This is a genomic window from Domibacillus sp. (genome assembly GCF_031181085.1).
Taxonomy (GTDB): domain Bacteria; phylum Bacillota; class Bacilli; order Bacillales; family Domibacillaceae; genus Domibacillus.
Genome location: NZ_JAPSLE010000001.1, coordinates 515,588 through 535,798 on the forward strand (window position 1 = coordinate 515,588; position 20,211 = coordinate 535,798).

Sequence of the window (20,211 nt, forward strand, 5' to 3'; positions counted from 1 at the left end):
ACTAAGGACTATAATACTATTGCAAGGGGTGAACAGGCAATCAAATGGTGGGCCTTATATAAAAAAACAGCCAGAAAAACTTTGGCTGCGTGATCTTGCATATAGGGTTATGTATAACAAGAGACTTTCCGATTGTGAAGCTGAACATGAATAATCAATTTATTTAACTCTTCACTGCAAAATAATGCTTCTTCGCTGGAGAGCCCATAGGATCGAATAGCGTTATTTAGTAATTCACGAACTCTTTCTATCTCTAGTAACAAATAATCAATACTTTCTTTATCTTTGCTCATACTGTTAACCCTTTTCCTTTCTGTTATAAAGGTATATATACCCAAGCGAAAGGGAAGGAAACTGTATTTTTATAAATAAAAAAAAGCCAAAAAATTATCGACTTTAGAGTAGATCATCTATTTTGAAGTTGATATTGAAGAATCAGCTCATCTAACTGTTCACTATAGTGCAGCGTTTCTTGGCTGCCAAGGCCATATTGCTGTCCCGCTGTAATCATTAGATGGCGAAGGTTATTAATACGTGCAAGTAAGTCACAAAAAGCGCCTTGGGTATAATTCATGACGTTCCTCCTGAGTTTATAGTAACCATCTTTAGGGATATTATAGAATATTTATATATAAAAGGGAATAACTATTTGTCGAAAAATGTATTTTTTATAAAAATAAAAAGCCGAGAACAAGTCCCCGGCCTTTAAAGTATTACTCGCACTTCTATTTTAACAGACTGGGGGCTTCTACGGCATGAAAATTAATCAAGAAATGTTGACAGCAGAAATAAGCTTAATGGAAAATGCAGTATATATAATAATCGATGGCCAGCCAACAAAAATAACAGCTAAATCTTTTGGGGAGGATACAATTGTTTGGCAAAATGGAAAAGTTTTAGATGTGATTAGAAGTGAAAGAGTTCGAATTTCTCAAAAGAGAACAATATAAAAAGATAAAGAACAAATCTTATCTTGATAATCAAACGCTCTATAGTAAATATGAAAAAACAAAGGAACTGAGATGTGAAGTGGAAAAAGAAACTTTTGAAAATGTACTAGTCGATCCCGAAGACGAGTCTTTTTGTTATCTGTTTGGAAAAAAAGATTGTCATAAGCTTGTCAGTGGTACATGTACATTTGATTTAACGCCCGAAGAGTATGAAAAACGGTTAAATTTGAAAACAGATGTGGATACGGAAAAAGTAGATTATTGTCGGGTATTACTCCGGATAATGAAAAGTGATAATTATTTAACGAGCTCTTTGTCAATTGAAGCGACAAGGAAAAAGTGTGGTCATATTCAATTTGATGATGGGCAGCATCGTTCCTGTATTGCAAAGAAAAAAGCTTTTAATACATTGCTTTTTGATAAGCTTACAATTGATGAAGAAAAAGATTGTTTTTTCTGCCGCGGCAAAGAAGACTATATCACTTACGAAAAATTGCATAAACAATAAAACCTTACGGAAAAACCGAGGGCATTAAATGAACGCACAAGCGGCGTTTGTTTAGTGTCCTTTTTTATTTGTCTAATAACAAGAAATGGGGAATGAACATGCGAACACTCATTTATGAATACAAACAGTCGCTAAGAGCTCTCAAGGAAATGAAAGCAGCCATCGAATCCAAGTCAGAATTGTTAGAGCAGGATCTCCAGGATAAGACGCTCATTAACAGCATGATCACCGAAATGGAGTTTGCGATTCAATGGATGGCGTCCGGCCGGAATCCTGATGCAAGACGCGGGGCAGATCGGACAGGCGTTTATACGTTAGATCCAAAAATAATTGAAGTTGTAGTGCCAAATAAAGTGACTAGTGAAGAGAGAAAGCTAACAGAGGAGGAAAAATGGCTGCTGGATGATATGTTGGCTGATCTAACGGCAAGGGAAAGAGATGTATTTACATTGGTTAAAGCTGAAAGATTAACGTTTGAGTATACAGCGGAGTTGCTGGGACTTACAAAATCATCTGTCCAGACGTACCTGAAACGGGCAGAACGGAAAATTGAAGATAGAAAAAACAGCAGCCTTTTTTTGTTTGTTAAGAAGTGAAATTTAGTTGTGTCGAAATTTGCCGAAAGAAAAATATAGGTAATTAGACCTTTTTGTTAGATAATAATATATGGCTATTTTTTAGAGGTTTTTGGCAAGGCATGTATTAATAAAGGGAGGGAAACTCTTAAATGGAACCAGAAATTAAAGTGGAACTCAAGTTGTTGAAAAATGAAGTTTATTTTATGTTGGATATTTTAGGGGTTGCTAAGTCTGACTTTAAAGAAGCTGATGATAAATATAAAGTTTTTGTTAATAAGAAAAATTTTGATAACCAAGCCAAGTTGACAGCTCATTTGAACTTTCCAAAAAGAAGTGCTGAGGGATCAATAAATAAACTTATGGCTTATAACTTCTTCCGAGTAATAAAGCGTGAGAATGATAAGTATGATTTTCGCTATTATGTAACTGTCGACCGGAATAGAATAAAAAAAGAAGTACATAGAACAGTTTTGGATATCGTTGATATTGATATTTCTATTATATATACAGTACCTAATACATTTTATTATGAAAAAATTATATTAAACCTTCCAAGGGTAAAATGGAGAGTCGAAGAAGAAGCTATCCGGAAAAGAGAAAAAGCTAAAAAGTTGGAAAGAGAAAAGGCAAGAGAAAAGGCTATAAAAGAGAAGTTATGGGAGAATAAAAGAAAGGCTGAGCTTGCATCAGTTGAAAGAGCAGGTCAGCTAATAGCTAGAGAAAAAGAATTAGCTCAGTTAAAAAAATCAGCTCAGTTAAAAGCATTAAAGGAGTTCCAAAGAAGTGCTGAGGAAGCTCGTAGAAAGAAGCTCTTACCACCATTAAGAAGCAGAAAAGAAATAAAAGAAGCAAGTCGCATAGCAAGGAAAAAAGCGTTAATGGATAACGACTTGAAAAGCTCTGAAGGGCGGGCAGTTAAGAAAAACGATACTGTCTATTACTCAAAAATTAGAAACGCTAAAGATACTTCTTTTAAGCGGTGTAATAATTGTTTGAACCTAAATAGAAAAAATATGTGTGCAAAACATAAAGTAGAAGTGTCTCCGAACAATGTATGTGATAAATTCTATGCTCCTAAAACTTATTTAGGTGGTGCATTCTCGCCTAGATAAGTTAGAACTAAAGTATCCTTTCTTTAAGGGGTGCTTTTTCTTTTTTACTTTATAAATTTCGAAAAAGGTACCCATTTTTGGGACAGTTTGGTGCAATAGTAAAGTTGTTGTAGGTCTTTTTGCACAAAATAAAAGGAGGGTTAAATAGTGAATCAAGATTGGGTAGCAGATCAATCCCAAACGACTCATCACAAAACGGCAATTTATTTATTTCCTTTAGTAGTTTTTCTGGGTTATTTACACCCTATTCTTTTCAGTATTGGTTTGATAATATTCTTTCTTGTAACTTCATTTAAGTTGTTAAAATCCATGCTTTTTTGGATGCTTATTTTGGGAGGAATTTCAGCTGTTTTGCCCTTTCTGGCTCCTGTTATTTTCATAATAATGGTTGTGCTATTTATTAAAAGGATTGGGTATGTAGTAAGCAACTGGAGGCCCTTCGTGGCAGGTCTACTTTTATATGGAGTTTCGGGAGGGTTAATTGGAAGATCCACCTACCTACATACATATAGCCTCCTATCGCCAAGTATAGTTATCGAAGGAGTTATAATTAGCGTTCTTAGTTTTGTTTGTCTTCGATTGCTATTACGTTGGCTTTATCAATTCAACTATACAAGTTATGCAGCACTAGGGATTATGGGAAGTGTCCCTGTTATAATTATTGCATTTGTTTTACCGTTCCTAAAATTACACATTGGTGGCGACTTCTTCTCTGCTGAAACAACTGTAGAAACAAAACCAGTTAGCGGCGAGGCGTATACAGAAACAAAAATAGGAACTGGAGAAGTAGTAGCGACAAGAACGGTTATACCTACCGAACAACCTCTTGTTCATGTAAATGATCATGTGCGAACAGTACCAGATGGGGAGCCGACAAATAACTTATCGTACGACGGCTCGGATAAGAAAGCACCAAATCAAGAGTTAGTATCTGTAAAAGAGCATGTGCGAACAGCACCAGATGGGGATCCAACAAACAACTTATCATATGATGGTCCAGATAAAAGAGCGCCAAACGAAGAATTGATATTGGTAAAAGAGCATGTACGAACTGTACCGGATGGGGATGTAACAAACAATTTATCTTATGATGGTTCAAATAAAGAAATGCTAAATGATGAATTGATACTCGTAGAAGAGCATGTGCGAACAGTACCAGATAGCGATCCAACAAATAATTTATTTTACAATGGGAAAATGAATGAACCTCAAGTTCATAATGAATTCGCTGATCAGTCTGAATCAACAGGTGAAAAAACAACAAGAGAAAAAATTGTTGAAAACGTTGAGGCTCTTGTCCCTGGCCAAACAGCTGTTGACCAATTGTTGAGAGAATTAAAGAAACAGGAAGATGGGACAAGTAACGCGTAAAGTTCTATATTATTCTTAAAGTACATTTTCAAATTTTGAAGGAAAGATGAAGTGAAATTATACGCTTTCTAACTAATTTTGTCGTGCAGATGCCGTATATATGAGAGAGCAAAAAAAACAAACCCTGCCAGTTAGTTGGCAGGGTTAAAATTATTTCTTTTTAACAAGCTTAATCAGTTCGTAAGAGGTTTCTCCTTTGTATACAGATTTTATAAGACCAACGTTTAGAGCATAATAATCTGTGTAACCATCCTGTGATTTTGCAGTAACTACATTCTTGAAAGTCCCCGCTCGTGTCTTTAAAGTACCATTAAGAGCGGTTATTTTCCATTTTCTTTCGGTCTCAATATCAGTCCATTCTTTTCCGGCTTTTAAAGGATAAACAAGTTCAGTCAAAAATTCTGAATCATACCATCCGGCGTACAAGCCTCGGTTATCTTCTCTATATACGTATATTTGCCCGGAAGATGTCCATTTATCCCAGCCCTCTTCAGTTCCTATAAACCGTTCTGTATAACGCTGGCCGCCACTTTCATATGTATAAAGCTTTGTTTTATCTCTTAAATAACTATACATTCTTAGATATTTAGACGAAACATAGGCTTTTTTGTTATTATATCTAATTTCAGACCATCCACTTTTTGTTTGTGAATACACGGTTACTTGAGCATTGTTTTTTAGTGAACCAACACTTTTATAGTTAGTACCTGGACCGCTTCGTACGTTTAGAGTACCACTGCTAATACTAACCCAGCCATTCTTTGTTGATGCAGCCTTACTTTCTGGAATTTGGAATGCCAATACTGCTGAAATAATTAGAACAAAGGCTAATAAAACTTTGTTCACTATTTTTATGGACATGTAAATACCTCCTGCCTTTTATGGGTCAATCATACTACGTTGGTAAATACATGTAAATATAAGAATAGAAATAAAACCCCATCAGAGACGGGGTTAAACAATCTTCTTCATGCCGCAATGTCGGCACTCGCGAAGAAATATCATATTTTTAATAGAGCTTTTAAACTGAGCATTATCGCAGTTATCGCAGCGTCCGCTTTTAATATCTGGATATTCACGAATATTATATGTGACACTCAAATCGATTTCCTGTTTCGTTTCCATGCTGCACACTCCTTTGAAGTTACTTGAACATAATAGCAGATTTTATGTCGAGTGGAGGGCAGGAAAATAAAGGTTCTTATCGAAAGGTTTTGTTAGAGGGGAGTGGTAAGGTGAGCAATGTCGATGGGTTAATTTTGTTTAATGACAGAATTACTGATCTATTTGAAAGTATGGAGAAACAAGATGGGTTCCGTTCATCAGAAGGATGGTTGAACGGGATAATGTACGATCTTTATTCGAAAACAAAAAGAGCTTTTCAAACAAGCAACGTTATACTCAATTCGGATATACCAAATAATTATATTGAAGTGTTGCCGCAATTAAGAATAATATTGGAATCATATCTTCATAGTAATTATATTAGGCTAAATAAGAGCGATGGAGATAGAGTGGAGCAAGAGTATAAGGATCATCTTGCGTATCAACAATGGAGACTTGGGAGAACCCTGAATGAACTGAAAGAAGAGTCGCCGAAAGAAATACATGATTATGATGAGTATATTCAGTCTTTCTTTGAAGACAAGCCTAAAAGAAATAGAGTTCAGCATCTCGAAAGCATAAAGGATTTATCTAAAAAAACATATCAATTTGAACTATATGCGGAAGTGTATACAATGTTAAGCGGTTATGTTCATTATAACCCGCAGACTAGACACTCTTATGGAGTGGCTAAAGATAATGAGACATTTAGTTACAGTAAATTTGAATATAACGAAGCGCTAGATATTCGTATCAGAAAATATGTTTTAGATTTTACAATAAGTGTCATAAGAAACATGACAGTTTATTTTGGGTTGAAAGAATTCATGCGAGGTGATTTCTTCCAAGTGGATAATGACTGGCGTTTCATAGTAAGTCGAGTCATATAAATCGGCATCCTCCAAGGGTGCTATTTTTTATGCCCAAATACACAAAGCGATTAGCGTAAGGAGCAGAGGAAGGAAAATATCTCCTTTTGTTGAAATGAGTAAGCGAAGGGAGGTTACCATTATGGATATTATTTATAGTGAGTTTTTGGAGGGCATGAAAAGATTAGGCTTTTACAACTCTGATATTGAAGATCAGTACTATTCGTTAAATGATATTGTCGATGAGTCTAAGATATTGCATTTTTATCCTAAGAATTATCTTTTTAAAGACAAGTCTTTTAATGAAGCACAGATTTTTTTATTCGAAAAAGAAAAGATAAGAATCATTAGTTTCTTGGAAGGTGGATATGTTTCTATAATGGATAGGACTTTAAATACTGTTTCAAGGGTTGAGTTATTACACAAAGATAGACATTCTTCATCCATAACTCTTCATTTTGATAATGGCGATACTTATTTTTTAGATAGTAAATTAGATAGCGTTGGTCATAATTTTAAACTGCAAGAAATAATTTTGGATATTTATAAATATTTACAATAAGTTGTGCATCTCATTTGAGATGCTCAGAGTGTAGACAAACCCTATTTTCGAAAAGAACTTCTGCGAAAATGGGGTTTTCGTCTTCTTGTTTTAGCTTATTTAGTTGACTTGTAACTAAAACAACACAAAATCTTGATTGCTCATTCAATATTAAAAAGGACTGTCGACTTTGTCGACAGCCTGTGCATCTCATTTGAGATGCTTTTTGCTTTACTTAAAAACAATCTCGGAGGTGGTGGTGATGTGAAGTGGCGAAATGGGATGCTATCAGGTCGGAATGGGAGACAACCAAGGTCACGCTTACTGCACTAGCAGAGAAGCATGATATAAAACTCGGTACTTTAAAAAGCCGAAAAAGTCGTGAAGGATGGTCGAGGGATCCCACGAAAAAGGATGCAACCAAAAGTGAAAAGGTTGCAACCATTAAACAAAAAGATGCAACCAAGAAAAAGCATGGTGGTCAGCCGGGTAACAGAGGGAATCCTAATCCTTCAACTAAATTTCCGAAACGCAACAAAGCAGCAGAGAAGCATGGACTGTTCTCAAAGTTCTTGCCCGATGAAACAAAAGAAATTATGGATGCAATGACTGAGATGTCTGCCGTTGATTTGATTTGGCAACAGATACAGATTCAGTTTGCTGCGATCATCCGCTCCCAGCAGATTATGTGGGTGAAGGATAAAGCGGAAATGATCAAAGAGCTTAAGAAAATAGAAACTCATTCTAGTGACAGTTCAACAGGAGAAAAGCAGGAATGGGATTTTCAATTTGCTTGGGATCGGCAGGCAACCTTTTTAAACGCTCAATCAAGGGCGATGGCCGAACTCCGCGCCTTGATTAAACAGTTTGACGAGCTGGCGCATATTTACGATGAGCGCCGCTTGAAGTTAAAGCAAATGAGCCTCACACTCGACAAAACGAAAACGGAAATCGATAAGCTGGGTAAAAACATGGAAGAGCGACCAATTCAAATTATGATTAAGCGAAAAGGTGATCAAACATGAGTGCCTTAGCAATTGAAAAAGAGGTCAATCCTCATTTTGACGACTTCTTGTTTGATTGGTCCACGAAATTTCAGTTTCTTGTTGGTGGTTATGGCAGCAGTAAGAGCTATCATGTAGCTTTAAAAATTATTTTGAAGCTGCTTGAAGAAAAACGAACGGCTTTAATTGTCCGTGAAGTGTACGATACACACCGTGACTCCACGTTTTCTTTACTAGAAGAGCTAGTTATCGATTTGGGATTGGAGGATCATGTAAAGTGCATGACATCTCCAATGCAAATCCGCTTTCCGAATGGCAGTAAGATTATTTTTAAAGGAATGGATAAGCCAGCTAAGTTAAAATCCATTAACAACATTTCAGTCATTTGGATTGAAGAGTGTTCGGAAGTAAAATACGCAGGTTTTAAGGAGCTCCTGGGCCGCTTAAGGCATCCAACTTTAAAGTTGCACATGATACTTTCCACTAACCCGGTTGGGGAAGATAACTGGTCCTTTAAACACTTCTTCCGGGATGATATAAACAAGCGTCTCATATTAGATGACGCTGAATTATATGAAAAGCGAACGATTGTCACCAATGATACGTACTATCACCATTCAACTGCTAAAGATAACCTTTTTCTGCCGGAGAGTTATATCGCTCAACTAGATGAACTGAAAGAATATGATCCAGACCTTTACCGAATTGCCCGGAAAGGTCGTTTTGGCGTGAATGGAATTAAGGTACTGCCGCAGTTTACTGTCGCACCTCATGAAGAGGTTATGGAAGCCATCGCTCTAATTAATAAACCATTAATGAGGGCTGGAATGGACTTCGGCTTTGTTGACTCCTACAATGCTCTGCTTCGTTTAGCAGTAGACCATGAGAAGAAAATTCTCTATATCTACTGGGAGTACTATAAAAACCAAATGACAGATGATCAAACGGCCGAGGAATTAAAGGAGTTTGCTGAAACGAAAGAATTGATTAAAGCGGACAGCGCTGAGCCGAAAACCATCAAGTATTTTAGGCGGATGGGGTTCAATATGGTTGGCGCAAAGAAGTTTAAAGGATCCCGGCTTCAGTACATTAAAAAGGTGAAACGCTTTAGGAAAATCATTTGTTCTGAGCAATGTACCAATACGATTTATGAGCTGAAAGATTTAACGTATGCAATCGATAAGAACGGAGACATCATTGAGGACGAATTTAAAATTGACCCACACACTTTATCGGCTATTTGGTATGGGCTTGATAACTATGAGGTAACTGACTTGAAAGAGAAAGGTCAGCGTGAGCGGCCTAGTAGTAGAAGACCAATTAGAGAGAGGAGGTAACGCATGGGAGAGCAAAGAATGAAGGCAACCATTATCAAATCGCAAACTGCTTCATCAAATACAAAACAGATTTATGACGACCCCTTCAGCACGGCCTATAATGACGATATTATTGAGCCACCTTATAACTTAAAAGAGCTTAAGCTGATAGGTGAATACTCGACGATTCTGCAGCAATGTGTAGAAGCATACCGGGTAAATATCTTAGGGTTCGGGTTCGAGCCAAAATACCGTTTTGACTATAACGCAAAAGACACAAAGGAAGAGCTGAAAACAGCTGCTGATACTGAGTGGACCCGGTTGGAAGAGTTTCTCCGCTATCTTAATTATGATGAAGAAGTGGAAACAATTCTGGGTTATGCCTTAGAAGACCGTGAAAAAATGGGTAATGGCTATGTTGAAGTTTTGCGGGATGCACTGAATCGTCCCGCAGGAATGGAGTATATAGATGGTCAGTATATTCGTGTTTGCAAGCACACTGTACCCGAGGAAGTGGAATATACAATTACTGAAAACGGTCAGCTGAGAAAGATTAAGCGATGGCGTACTTTCCGTAAATACGTTCAAATGATTAACGGTAAAAAAGTCTACTTCAAAGAATATGGGGATCCACGTCCGATGAACCTTTCAACGGGTCAATTCGATGAAGCGACACCTGCTCATTTGCAGGCATCTGAGATTGTTCATTTAAAGTTAGGTTCTGGCACATACGGTATTCCACGCTGGGTTGGCCATATCGTTCATCAATACGGTGCCAGGAAAGCGGAAGAGTTGAATTATCTGTACTTTAAACAGGGCAGACATGTACCTGCAGCTGTTGTTGTTGAAAATGGAATGCTTACTGATGAGGCCTATACAAATCTGCAAGAGTATATGAACGATATTGAAGGCGTGGATAATGCTCACAAATTCTTAATACTTGAAGCGGCCGGTCTCTCAAGTGAAGAAGACACTGGTGAGGAAATAGTAGCTCCAGTAAAAGTACAAATTAAGTCACTTGCCGAAATCCTTCAGCAGGATGCTTTATTCCTTGAATATGATGAGAAAAGCAGAGATAAACTTCGCTCTTCCTTTCGCTTGCCTCCGATCTATACGGGAGAGTCAAAGGACTATAACAAAGCCACCGCTGACACCGCACGAAAAATTACGGAAGAGCAAGTATTTGAGCCTGAGAGAAAGACCATTACTGGGAAGCTTAATACACTTTTTCTTACTGATTTGGATATCTTCCAAGTAGAAATATCACTGAAGGGTCCAAACTTTGGGGACCCTCTTGAAACAGCGAAAGCATTGTCGCCACTTGTAACTGCTGGAGCTGCTGTTCCAAATGATTTGAGGGATTTACTAGGAGAAATGTTAGGGAAAGAGCTTGAAGCGCTCCCTGACGAATACAACTTACCTTTCCCGGTAGTAATGAACGCTTTGCAACAAGCCCAGCAAACCAATCCGCTCGCTTCGATATTGAAATCTAAAGAGGCTCCAGGCAATGAGCTTCTAAACATTATGAAAGATCTTCGAGATGTACTTGAGGAGTTGCAGCAATGAGGAAAGTGGAAAAGCTTTTAAAAAGTTTGAATAACTACATTGCTAAAGCCGAGGAAGATGATGAATTAAAGCTCGTCGAGATGATCCCTGACTTCCCCGGTCTTGATATGATGCCCAAATATGTAGAGGATTACGAAAAGAAAGTAGCCAAGCTTCTGCGTAAACAGCGAAAGCATTTTTTAGATGGCGTGAAATCCTTTGTTAGTAAGGATATTACACTGGAAGCCCTGCTTGTTTTTATCACCAGTAACCTTTTTGCCAGCGATGAGTTTGCAGAAGAAATGGAAGAGGAAACATCCGAGTTTTTGCAACTAACAGTGGCCGGGTTAGCCGCCATTATTATGGAGGAAATCGACAAGGATGTACCTTTTGAAGTACTGTCTAACCGCTCGATTACCTGGATTGAAGAATGGTCCGCTGAATTAGGAAAACTGATGAAATTGAACTCTCACGAAGCGTTAGAAAAGGAACTAAAAAAGGTTATTGAAAACGGCGGATCTATCCAGGAGGCAGAGCTGGCTATAAAAGATCTGCCACAGTTTGATCGAGCGCGGGCGCGTACAACTGCTGTTACTGAGATACTGACCGCTTCTTCTGTTGCTCAGGTGGAATCTTACAAGCAAAGCCCAGCCGTAGAGAAAAAACGATGGCGGCATTCCGGTAGCAAGAAAAACAACCCGCGTGAAGCACATATGGATCTGGATGGAGAAGAAATTGGTCTTGATGAAATGTTCGATGTAAACGGTCATGCAGCAGATCACCCGCGTGATACCGCTTTGCCTGCAGGTGAACGGGTGAACTGTCATTGTGTGCTTTCGGCGGTGGTAAATGAAAAAATTTTAGGTTTAAGTAAAGAGGAGAAAGAAGAAATGAGAAAGCAGGCTCTTAAAGACTAAACTAATTAAAAAAGGAACAGATTTTTGTTAAATAACAATCTGTCCCTTTCAAACTTATTTGTTCTCTAAGTGAATTAATTCACCAATGACTTTTCCATCAAGTATGACCTTTATAGAACCCACATTTGGAGCGTAATAGTCAATAAAACCGAATGATGACTTTGTAGTAACAACATTATTAAAAGTACCAGCTGGTGTTTTTAAAGTCCCATCGATACTAATTATTTTGTAGGTTATACCCGATGTTACCCACTCTTTTCCGACTTTTAATGGATAAACGAGATTAGTTAAGTATTCACGATCATCAGGCCATCCGGAATACAAACCTTTGTTGTTTTCTTTTACGGCGCTGATATTACCGTCATCGTCTATCCATTGATCCCAGACAAAGTATTTTCCTTGGTACTTAACTGTAAAAATTTCACCGCCACTTTTGTAAGTGTAAACTTTTTTCTTATCCATAAGATAACTATACATTCTTACATTTTGGGTCGCGATATATGCTCTTTTGCTTTTATAACCGATTTCTGTCCAACCATTTTTGATATGTGAATATACAGAAACAGAAGCATTATTTTTTAAAGAGCCAACTGTCTTATAGCTTGCTCCAGGACCGCTTTTAACTGTAACCGTATCATTATTGGTACTTACCCAGCCGACTTTAGACGTTGCAGCTGCATTAGAGTTTAAAGTGCCGAATTGCAGTGTTGCTATTATAACGAAAAATAAGGCCACTAAACTTTTAATTAAAATCTTACTGCTCAAAATAATTCCCCCCTGCATAGTAGATAAATTATATATCTGAGTTAAATATGTGTAAATGAAACTTTTATTCACAGGTATTTATTAAAGGAGGCGTAGAAATGGAAAAACTAGTTGCTACTGATATCGATAGGTTGAAAGGAGGTGAAACTCGATGGCAAGACAATTGGTAAACGCAGAAATTACACACGTTTCATACGTTGATAAGGCAGCAAATCAAAAACAATTTTTCTTTACAAAGTCAGCTAATCAAACGGTGCCAACATTTCAAAAAGAAATAAAGGTCTTTATCAATAAAGAGGAAGCGGCCCAGCAGCTTGTATACGGCCTTGTTTATGAACCGGGAGTGGAAGATGCTCATGGCGATTTTATGACCGCCGAAGAAATTGAAAAGGCAGCACACGGATTTATGAAAGATGCACGCAACATTGATAAGCAGCATGACTTTAACGCAGGTGTTGGTGAAGTGGTCGAGTCGTATATTGCACCCACTGATTTTACTATCGGAGAAGAAACAATTACAAAGGGATCCTGGGTAATGGTTACAAAAGCATCCGATGAAATATGGGAAGAAATTCAAAAAGGCAGTATAACAGGCTATTCTATGGCCGGTACCGCTGAAACAATTGACAAGAATGAGCAAGAGCCTCTTACTACGTCAAGTGACGATCAAGTAAAGGGCTTTTTTAATGCCATGAAAAGCTTTTTTACAGGTGGAGAGAAGATTCAAAAGGGAGAAGTGGCAGATAAGTACAATAGTGACCGCCGCCGACGTGAGTTTTGGGCGGCCCAGGATGCACTCAATTCTGTCATTTTTAACTGGGATAGCTGGTATGACGAAGACATGGAATCAGACCAAGAAAAGATACGTGAGGCATTGCAAGATTTCGTAGATATTGCTCAAACCGTTTTGCTTGAGGAGAATATCGCAAAAGCCATAGGTAAACCGCCTGTACCTATGGAAAAAGCCGGCAGAAAAATTTCTGGTGCTCGAATGGACAAAATCAATGCTGCCTTTATGGCGCTTTCCGAGCTGAAAGATGAAGTAGAAGAAACAGAGGAGGAAGAGGAAATGAAAAAAGAAGACATTGAAAAAATGCTCGACGAAAAACTGACTCCAATTACAAAACGGTTGGATGACATTGAAAAAGAAGAAGGAGTAACTGGCAAGCTGTCTGCGGAGGAGACATTGCTTAAGCAGTTTTCAGAAGCATTAGATGAAAAGTTAACACCGATTAACGACCGGCTTGAAGCAGTAGAAAAAGCACGTGGTGTTTCACGTCAGGTACCTGGAGACGCCACGCCACCAGCTGCTGAATTCCAGAAATCAACCGGCACATCTTACATGCGCCACTTTGAGTAATTCATACACACAGGAGAAGGGAAGAAAATTAAATGGCAACTAATCAGCAAATTTTAACGAAAGAAGCGACAGTAGCAACAATTAAGAAGAATCTTGACATTCCTATGGCAGTCAGTGATGCCCAGGCCTTCTTGATAGATACAATTAATACTGCTTCAACTCTGCCAAAGCTCGATCCAATTTATCGTGATGTAGCAGCAGGTAAAATCGATGCATTGTCCGTTGGTCGTAGAAAAATTCGTGAAGCAGGCAAAGAAGATATTCCTACTGGCACCGGTGCGATCGTACCTCGTCAAATTCCTTATTCCGTTCATAAAGTGAAATGGGATGAATGGCTTCAAAACGATGATGTCTTTTATTCCGTTCAATCACGCAGCGATAACGTGGAACAAAAAGTAATTAGTATGATTCAGCAGCAGTTTGGTGTAGATTTGCAGGATCTCATTTTTAATGGAGATGCGGAAGCCACTCTTGCGGATGGAGTTACACCGGATCCGTTTTTATCCATTCTAGATGGCTTTGTTAAGAAGATGAAAGCATCTACCAATAAAACAGCTTTAGGAACAGCAGAACCAACGATCTTGGACTTTGTAAATCATATTCAACTGCTTCCTGAACGTTATAAAAGCTTTTCAGATATAGCATGGTTTATTACGCAGAAGACCAATGACAAACTTGTCGCGATGATTGCAAGCCGTCAGACCGGCTTTGGTGATGCCGTTCTCCAAGACGGAAAAATTACACGGTTAGCTGGATATCCAGTTGAAGTAGTGGCTGAAATGCAAAATGGTTTTGCGGCTCTTACACCACGGGGGAATTTAAAGCCAGTATTTACACGCCAGCTCCGTTACATCCGAACAGCAGACGGCGCGACCGCAGCTGCTAAAGATGCAACATACCATGTTCTCTATGCTTATCTAGATGCAGTTGTACGTGAAATTGATGCCGTAGCATATATGACAGGTGACAAGCTTTAAAAAATTTGGCTTTGTTAAAGGACAATGTCGGTTTTCTTGTTAAACCATAGGAGCATGTTTGATAAAAAGGGATTTTAAATCGAGAAATTGAATAATATAGAAAGCATTTTTTACAAAAGGGAGGCTGAATATGCTTGTTTCCGTTACAAGAATGCGCTTAAAAGGAAAGAGAAAGTTACCTGTTTTTATTTGGTATACTGTCAAATCAATTAGTCAATCAAGGAAAGCTGAAGGTATTTTGTATTCTTCGTTTAATAGAGAAGGTTGGGATACTTACTGGACCCTAACTATCTGGGAAAACAAAAATAGTATGAAAGAGTATAGAAATAAAGGAAGTCATTTAAAAGCAATGAAAGTATCCAGAAATATTGCAGACGAATTAGAATCAATCAATTGGGAAGCAGATAATAAGCCTTCTTGGGATGAATGTAAAGGGCGATTGAATAATAAATTTGGAAGAGAATTAGTTAAGTGAAACGAGTGTTCTTATTTAACTAACGAGGACTCTAGTTTAACAAGGGGTAATCAAAAGGTCATTACGGCCTTTTTTTCTTTATTCAAAAATCAATAATTAAATTTAAAGTGGCTAGGAGGATATCACAATGCCCAAAGTACAGTACAAACACAAGAAAGGGGCCCTTCATATTGGTGGAGGGCGCTTTTTTTATGCTGCTGAACCTGTAGAAGTGTCGGACGAAGAGATTGATCAGCTACTTGAAACATATGAAGATCTGGAAGAGGTAGCAGTTGATGAGCCGGATCAATTTCACACACCAGCTAGTTTAAAAAAGTTGAATGCAGAACAACAAAAAGAAGTCATTTCAACCCTTGGCGGCAATCCAGACGAAACAAAGAACGAAGAAGAACGTATCGCACTTATTCTTAAGCTTCAAGATGAAGCAGGAGAGTGATTTCTTTGCTGATTACAGCGGAAGAATTAGTAAATTACACATCCTTTGATGAAGTGAAAAACAGGGAAGGAGATCTTCTCGGACAGGACATCTTGGAAGCGGAAGTGGAAGTGAGGGAAATCGTCGGCCATGATTTCACGGATGAAGCCTATCAGCCGCTCCCGCCGGAAGCCCGATTGGCCGTGCTTAAACTGGCCCAGTATTTTGCTTTAGTCAATACAGATGAATCACTCACAAAAGGCATTAAGAGTGAGAAGGTCGGTGATTACTCCTACACAGTCTCAGAGGCAATTGGCAGCTCGATGCCTAATGTATCAAATCTGCTTAAACCCTTTATTAAAAAAGAAGAACCTGCGGATCCAGGAACGGCCCGTATGAGAATGAGGGCACTATGAGTTATAGAAAGCTGCTTAATCATCGTTGTAACATCTACCGGCTGGAAGAGAAGGAAACGGCTGCTCCTACTTATGGCATTCCGACTTCTTCTGTTGTGAAAAAGAAAGAATATGAGGAAATCCCGATCGATCAAGATGTACCCTGCTACTTTACAGAAAAGGGCCAGTCAGTTGTTCAGGGAGAGCCTGCCCAGGCGCTCGTTCAAAGCTTCTTGGTCCACTTCCTGCCGGATGCAGACATTGGCATGAATGATAAGGTTGTTTGGGATGGAGATGAGTTTATTCTGCAGAAGCCGCGAAAGATCCGTAATCATCACCAGGAAGTTACGGCAGTAAGGAAGGTACGGCTATGAGCGTGAAAATGAAAGGATTCAAGCAATTTATGAAGCAAGTTGAAAAGGCGGCCGATTTGGAAGCGAAAAAAGAGTTCAAATTGTGGATGGAAGCTTCCGGCATGGAATTTTTAGAAATCATCCAGGATGAAATCATTCGTACCGAAACGGTTGATACCCGCCGCCTGCTTAATTCTTTTAACCGTGGTGATAATGAAGGTGTGTGGAACATTTCAGAAGGCGGGCTGACTCTTGAGATCGGCACAAACGTTATGTATGCGAGCTTTGCGAACGAGGGCCACACAACGGTTGACCTGGATTCCGGAAAAGACCGTCGCTGGGTACCGGGCCGCTGGAAGGGTGATCGCTTTGAATATGATCCGAACGAGCGGAAAAGTGGCATGTTGCTGAAAGTAAAGTGGGTGGTTGGATCCGGGTACTGGGACAATGCGATGGCAATCTTTGAAAAGATATTTGAAAAGAGCCTGGAAAAACGCCTGCAGGGATGGCTTGATTCATTAGGGGGTGTCCGATGAACCCAGAATTAGCATCGATCAGAACGGCTTTTCATCAGCTCTTTCCGGAAATGATTTACGAGGAAGAGGTGCCGGAAGATTTAATTATACCGTCCATGTATTTTCCGCCAGCGTTTTCGTTTGATGGTCCAGATTCGCTATCTACCTTCACCAAAACATACAGCCTACAGGTCAAGATTTTTCATGAGAGCACACAGCAGGCTCATGCAGAAGCAGAACGAATTGCAGATGCTATTCGCGCCCGCCGCCTGCTTGTGCCTCTCCTTGATTTAGAGGGGACTCAAACAGGCGAATACGTAAGGTTAAATCGAATTGAATCAAGGCAAGGCAGCAGTGGCATGGCCCCCATTGTTTTAACATGGGACAGCCGCTATTTTTATGAACAGGAAGCTGTTAACCCGCTCAATAACGTGTCTTGGAAAGGGGGCTGAAAAAATGACAACAAAAACGAAAACTGAAGTAGCAACAGAAGAAAGTAAAGCGGAGAAAGAGGCTGCTTTTCCACTGTATCAGCTCCGTGAACATTCACAGGAGCTATTCGGCGTAAAGGTAGAAATCTTTGACGGCGTATTTCATGGCGCCAAAGAAACAGAAATGACAAAGACCGAGGCAAAACGCCGGATCACGGCATTTCTCAAACGGGAGGTTAAATAATGAATAGCGGAACATTTATGCCGGGAGTCGAAAAAGAACGGGCAGGGATTTACTTCCGATTCACATCATCGGCACAAAGCCTATTAACAGACGGGGTAAGAGGTATCACGGTGGTACCAGTGGCAATGAAGTGGGGAGCTGCCAAAGCCTTTACTGAAATCACTTCGCAAACGGATTTCTTGGACAAGCTCGGTCTTGATGCCAGCGATCCGTCTCTTCTTCTTGTAAAAGAGGCAAAGAAAAAAAGCCAAAAGGTTCTTGTATACCGCCTGAACAACGGTACAAAGGCAACAGCAACAATCGGAACAGGCGTGACCGCGACAGCCGTTCATCCGGGCACGCTCGGAAATAACATTCGTTTGGTTGTACAGACGAATGTATTGGATTCAACAAAGCAGGATGTAACGGTATATGGTGGCACGATGCAAGCGGATAAGCAGACCGTTTCTAACGCTTCCCAGCTGAAAGCAAACAAATGGGTCACATTTTCCGGAACGGGCGCTTTAACCAATACGGCAGGCGTTTCTTTATCCACTGGTACAGACGGAACCGTGACAAACCAAGACTACGCGGATTTCTTTGCAGCTGCTGAATCGGAATACTTTAATACAATCGCTTTGCCGGTTGCTTCTGATACAGAACTGAAAACAACTTTCGCTTCATTCGTTAAACGTCTTCGCGACAATAACGGCGTGAAAATCGTGGGTGTTGTCGCGGAACATGCGAGTGATCATGAAGGAATTATCAATGTTACAAACGGCGCTGTATTGGGAGATGGCACGGTACTGACACCGGCGCAAACAACCGCATGGGTCGCAGGTGCAAGCGCAGGGACGACTATGTATCAATCTCTCACATTCATGGAATACGAGGGAGCTGTGGATGTAGCGCCACGTTATGACAATGATGAAACGATTGCTCGTTTAGCAAAAGGCGAATTTATGCTGACGTTCAATGCCCGCGAAAAAACGGTATCTGTTGAGCAGGATATTAACTCGTTTGTGTCTTTCACAAGCGAGAAAAACCGCCGCTTCTCTAAAAACAAGATCATCCGAATTCTGGATTCTATCCAAATGGATTTAATCGCGAACCTGCGGGCCATGATCAAGGAGCGTAAAGAGAGAGGGCAAGACATTCCGGCAAACGCTGATGGTGCTCAAATCGTCCGTACAGCTGTAACAATCTACCTTTCAGAGCTCCAGGCAGGCGGCGCACTGATGAATTTTGATCCTCAAACGGATATTACGATCAATCTAACGGATTCAGCCGATGGCTTCTACATCAACGTTGGGGCGCAGCCGGTGGACGCTGCAGAAAAATTCTACTTTGATATGGAGGTACGGTAAGATATGGCATTTCGTTCAGGCAATACGATCAGTGGGAAAGAAGGCCGGATTTATCTCGATGGTGAAGAACTGGCTTATGCAAAATCATTTGAAGCCAATTTAGAAAAAAACAAAACGGAAGTATCTGTGCTGGGCCGCCGTATGACCGGGCACAAAACGATTGGTGCAAGCGGATCTGGAACGCTTGTCGTATACAAAGTAACATCAAAATTTGTCCGCTTAATGGCTGCTTACGTTAATAAAGGGGAAGATGCTTACTTTACCTTCCAGGAAGTGTTGGATGATAAATCCTCTGGGCGTGGTACAGAACGTGTAACGCTTTATGATGTCAATTTTGACAGTGCAAAAGTGGCCGGTCTTAACGCCGAAGGAGAAGTGTTAGAAGAAGAACTTCCGTTTACTTGGGAAGGCATCGATCTTCCAGAAGAATTGCGAGACGACTTTTAATCAGTCGTCTTTTTTCTTTTTTAGCAGGATTTTATTACAAAATATCATTCAATTAACAGGAGGATACAAACAATGGCAACAACAAATCGCGATATGAGCTTTTTCATGGCAGATAAGATTGAGAAAGTTACAGAGGAAGAAGTTTACGTTTCAAAACGGATTAAAGACAACGATGGGAAGGTTATCCCTTTTATTATGAAGGCCATTTCAACAGATCGAATCGAGGAGCTGGAAAAAGACTGTGTGGAGCCTGTTTTTGAAAAAGGAAAAAAGGTAGGCGAGAAGTTTAACCGCCCGAAATGGCTGGCGCGTATCGGCATTGAGTCAACGGTTTATCCAGATTTTAAAGATAAGGATTTATTAAAATCCTATAACGTAGTGAGCTCTTTGGAAGCAGTTAAAAAGGTATTGTCGGTTGGCGGTGAATATGCAGAGTGGATCGGTGTGACGCAACGTATTAACGGATTTGAAGAAGACTTTGAAGACTTGGTGGAGGAGGCAAAAAACTTATCGAAAGCGGAGACAGAGACGCCGTCTACGCACACTTCTTAATTCATGAACGTAATTGGAAGCCGCATGATCTACGGGACTTATGGGAGCTTCCTAAGCAGATGAAAGCTTACGTGTATGCCTCTCTTGAAAAGTATTTTAAAGACAATAAGCCGAAAACATA

Annotated in this window: 28 protein-coding genes; 23 read left to right on the forward strand and 5 right to left on the reverse strand. The window is 39.6% G+C overall.

Annotated features, from left to right (window positions below; all coding sequences use genetic code 11):
* Nucleotides 1–107 precede the first annotated feature (107 nt).
* Together RIN81_RS15740 and RIN81_RS02790 are read right to left on the reverse strand one after the other, a co-directional pair.
* Complete coding sequence (locus RIN81_RS15740; protein ID WP_375164476.1) at nt 108–293, reverse strand: Spo0E family sporulation regulatory protein-aspartic acid phosphatase; 186 nt, start codon at nt 291–293, stop codon at nt 108–110.
* A 113-nt stretch (nt 294–406) separates the two neighbouring features.
* Nucleotides 407–574 carry an aspartyl-phosphate phosphatase Spo0E family protein gene (locus RIN81_RS02790; protein ID WP_309087169.1) on the reverse strand — a complete coding sequence of 56 codons (168 nt, stop codon included), beginning with the start codon at nt 572–574 and terminating at the stop codon, nt 407–409.
* 181 nt (nt 575–755) lie between these two features.
* Between RIN81_RS02790 and RIN81_RS02795 the strand changes: the two genes are divergently transcribed.
* The 5 genes from RIN81_RS02795 (at nt 756) to RIN81_RS02815 (ending at nt 4,519) form a co-directional block, all read left to right on the forward strand.
* Nucleotides 756–950, forward strand: coding sequence for a DUF3954 domain-containing protein (locus RIN81_RS02795; protein WP_309087170.1), 195 nt, complete (start codon nt 756–758; stop codon nt 948–950).
* Nucleotides 913–1,458 (forward strand): hypothetical protein, encoded by a 546-nt coding sequence (locus RIN81_RS02800; RefSeq protein ID WP_309087171.1) that lies wholly within the window; start codon nt 913–915, stop codon nt 1,456–1,458. Before RIN81_RS02795 ends, RIN81_RS02800 begins: the two co-directional genes overlap by 38 nt.
* Before the next feature lie 98 nt (nt 1,459–1,556).
* Nucleotides 1,557–2,054 carry a sigma-70 family RNA polymerase sigma factor gene (locus RIN81_RS02805; RefSeq protein ID WP_309087172.1) on the forward strand — a complete coding sequence of 166 codons (498 nt, stop codon included), beginning with the start codon at nt 1,557–1,559 and terminating at the stop codon, nt 2,052–2,054.
* Nucleotides 2,055–2,185: 131 nt separating this feature from the next.
* Nucleotides 2,186–3,148 (forward strand): cell envelope integrity TolA family protein, encoded by a 963-nt coding sequence (locus RIN81_RS02810; protein WP_309087173.1) that lies wholly within the window; start codon nt 2,186–2,188, stop codon nt 3,146–3,148.
* Between the two features lie 147 nt (nt 3,149–3,295).
* Nucleotides 3,296–4,519 carry a hypothetical protein gene (locus RIN81_RS02815; protein ID WP_309087174.1) on the forward strand — a complete coding sequence of 408 codons (1,224 nt, stop codon included), beginning with the start codon at nt 3,296–3,298 and terminating at the stop codon, nt 4,517–4,519.
* Between the two features lie 150 nt (nt 4,520–4,669).
* Here RIN81_RS02815 and RIN81_RS02820 read toward each other — a convergent pair whose 3' ends face one another.
* On the reverse strand, nt 4,670–5,380 hold the full coding sequence (locus RIN81_RS02820; RefSeq protein WP_309087175.1) for an SH3 domain-containing protein: 711 nt from the start codon (nt 5,378–5,380) through the stop codon (nt 4,670–4,672).
* Nucleotides 5,381–5,473: 93 nt separating this feature from the next.
* The gene (locus tag RIN81_RS02825) at nt 5,474–5,644 is read right to left on the reverse strand and encodes a DUF8096 family protein (protein ID WP_309087176.1); all 171 of its coding nucleotides are present in this window, start codon (nt 5,642–5,644) and stop codon (nt 5,474–5,476) included.
* A 110-nt stretch (nt 5,645–5,754) separates the two neighbouring features.
* On the opposite strand from RIN81_RS02825, the gene RIN81_RS02830 reads away from it, so the two are divergent.
* The 6 genes from RIN81_RS02830 (at nt 5,755) to RIN81_RS02855 (ending at nt 11,815) form a co-directional block, all read left to right on the forward strand.
* Complete coding sequence (locus RIN81_RS02830) at nt 5,755–6,513, forward strand: DUF5677 domain-containing protein (protein WP_309087177.1); 759 nt, start codon at nt 5,755–5,757, stop codon at nt 6,511–6,513.
* Between the two features lie 121 nt (nt 6,514–6,634).
* Nucleotides 6,635–7,054 (forward strand): DUF3908 family protein, encoded by a 420-nt coding sequence (locus RIN81_RS02835; protein ID WP_309087178.1) that lies wholly within the window; start codon nt 6,635–6,637, stop codon nt 7,052–7,054.
* Nucleotides 7,055–7,302: 248 nt separating this feature from the next.
* The gene (gene terS, locus RIN81_RS02840) at nt 7,303–8,058 is read left to right on the forward strand and encodes a phage terminase small subunit (RefSeq protein WP_309087179.1); all 756 of its coding nucleotides are present in this window, start codon (nt 7,303–7,305) and stop codon (nt 8,056–8,058) included.
* Between the two features lie 11 nt (nt 8,059–8,069).
* Complete coding sequence (locus RIN81_RS02845) at nt 8,070–9,374, forward strand: PBSX family phage terminase large subunit (protein WP_309087514.1); 1,305 nt, start codon at nt 8,070–8,072, stop codon at nt 9,372–9,374.
* A gap of 3 nt (nt 9,375–9,377) precedes the next feature.
* Nucleotides 9,378–10,919, forward strand: a complete 1,542-nt coding sequence (locus tag RIN81_RS02850; RefSeq protein ID WP_309087180.1) for a phage portal protein — start codon at nt 9,378–9,380, stop codon at nt 10,917–10,919.
* Nucleotides 10,916–11,815 (forward strand): phage minor head protein, encoded by a 900-nt coding sequence (locus RIN81_RS02855; protein ID WP_309087182.1) that lies wholly within the window; start codon nt 10,916–10,918, stop codon nt 11,813–11,815. The genes RIN81_RS02850 and RIN81_RS02855 overlap by 4 nt, the downstream gene beginning before the upstream one ends.
* A 54-nt stretch (nt 11,816–11,869) precedes the next feature.
* On the opposite strand, the gene RIN81_RS02860 is transcribed toward RIN81_RS02855, so the two are convergent.
* A complete protein-coding gene (locus RIN81_RS02860) occupies nt 11,870–12,580 on the reverse strand; it encodes an SH3 domain-containing protein (protein WP_309087184.1) in 711 nt (236 codons plus the stop codon).
* Nucleotides 12,581–12,731: 151 nt separating this feature from the next.
* On the opposite strand from RIN81_RS02860, the gene RIN81_RS02865 reads away from it, so the two are divergent.
* From RIN81_RS02865 to RIN81_RS02920, 12 genes are all read left to right on the forward strand, one after another.
* Entirely contained in the window at nt 12,732–13,940 is a 1,209-nt protein-coding gene (locus RIN81_RS02865; protein WP_309087186.1) for an XkdF-like putative serine protease domain-containing protein, read from the forward strand.
* A 32-nt stretch (nt 13,941–13,972) separates the two neighbouring features.
* Nucleotides 13,973–14,917, forward strand: coding sequence for a phage major capsid family protein (locus RIN81_RS02870; RefSeq protein ID WP_309087188.1), 945 nt, complete (start codon nt 13,973–13,975; stop codon nt 14,915–14,917).
* Nucleotides 14,918–15,047: 130 nt separating this feature from the next.
* Nucleotides 15,048–15,392 carry a hypothetical protein gene (locus RIN81_RS02875; protein ID WP_309087190.1) on the forward strand — a complete coding sequence of 115 codons (345 nt, stop codon included), beginning with the start codon at nt 15,048–15,050 and terminating at the stop codon, nt 15,390–15,392.
* A 127-nt stretch (nt 15,393–15,519) separates the two neighbouring features.
* Nucleotides 15,520–15,828, forward strand: coding sequence for a hypothetical protein (locus RIN81_RS02880; RefSeq protein ID WP_309087192.1), 309 nt, complete (start codon nt 15,520–15,522; stop codon nt 15,826–15,828).
* 5 nt (nt 15,829–15,833) lie between these two features.
* Entirely contained in the window at nt 15,834–16,223 is a 390-nt protein-coding gene (gene yqbG / locus RIN81_RS02885; protein WP_309087195.1) for a protein YqbG, read from the forward strand.
* Entirely contained in the window at nt 16,220–16,576 is a 357-nt protein-coding gene (locus tag RIN81_RS02890; protein ID WP_309087197.1) for a DUF3599 family protein, read from the forward strand. Before yqbG ends, RIN81_RS02890 begins: the two co-directional genes overlap by 4 nt.
* Before the next feature lie 2 nt (nt 16,577–16,578).
* Nucleotides 16,579–17,091: an HK97 gp10 family phage protein gene (locus RIN81_RS02895; RefSeq protein WP_309087516.1), complete on the forward strand. Its 513-nt coding sequence runs from the start codon at nt 16,579–16,581 to the stop codon at nt 17,089–17,091.
* On the forward strand, nt 17,088–17,522 hold the full coding sequence (locus tag RIN81_RS02900) for a phage portal protein (protein WP_309087199.1): 435 nt from the start codon (nt 17,088–17,090) through the stop codon (nt 17,520–17,522). The genes RIN81_RS02895 and RIN81_RS02900 overlap by 4 nt, the downstream gene beginning before the upstream one ends.
* Nucleotides 17,523–17,526: 4 nt before the next feature.
* Entirely contained in the window at nt 17,527–17,745 is a 219-nt protein-coding gene (locus RIN81_RS02905) for a YqzN/YkzM domain-containing protein (RefSeq protein WP_309087202.1), read from the forward strand.
* Complete coding sequence (locus RIN81_RS02910; protein ID WP_309087204.1) at nt 17,745–19,091, forward strand: phage tail sheath family protein; 1,347 nt, start codon at nt 17,745–17,747, stop codon at nt 19,089–19,091. Before RIN81_RS02905 ends, RIN81_RS02910 begins: the two co-directional genes overlap by 1 nt.
* 3 nt (nt 19,092–19,094) lie before the next feature.
* The gene (locus RIN81_RS02915; protein ID WP_309087206.1) at nt 19,095–19,538 is read left to right on the forward strand and encodes a phage tail tube protein; all 444 of its coding nucleotides are present in this window, start codon (nt 19,095–19,097) and stop codon (nt 19,536–19,538) included.
* 72 nt (nt 19,539–19,610) lie between these two features.
* The gene (locus RIN81_RS02920) at nt 19,611–20,090 is read left to right on the forward strand and encodes a phage tail assembly chaperone (RefSeq protein ID WP_309087208.1); all 480 of its coding nucleotides are present in this window, start codon (nt 19,611–19,613) and stop codon (nt 20,088–20,090) included.
* Nucleotides 20,091–20,211: the final 121 nt, after the last annotated feature.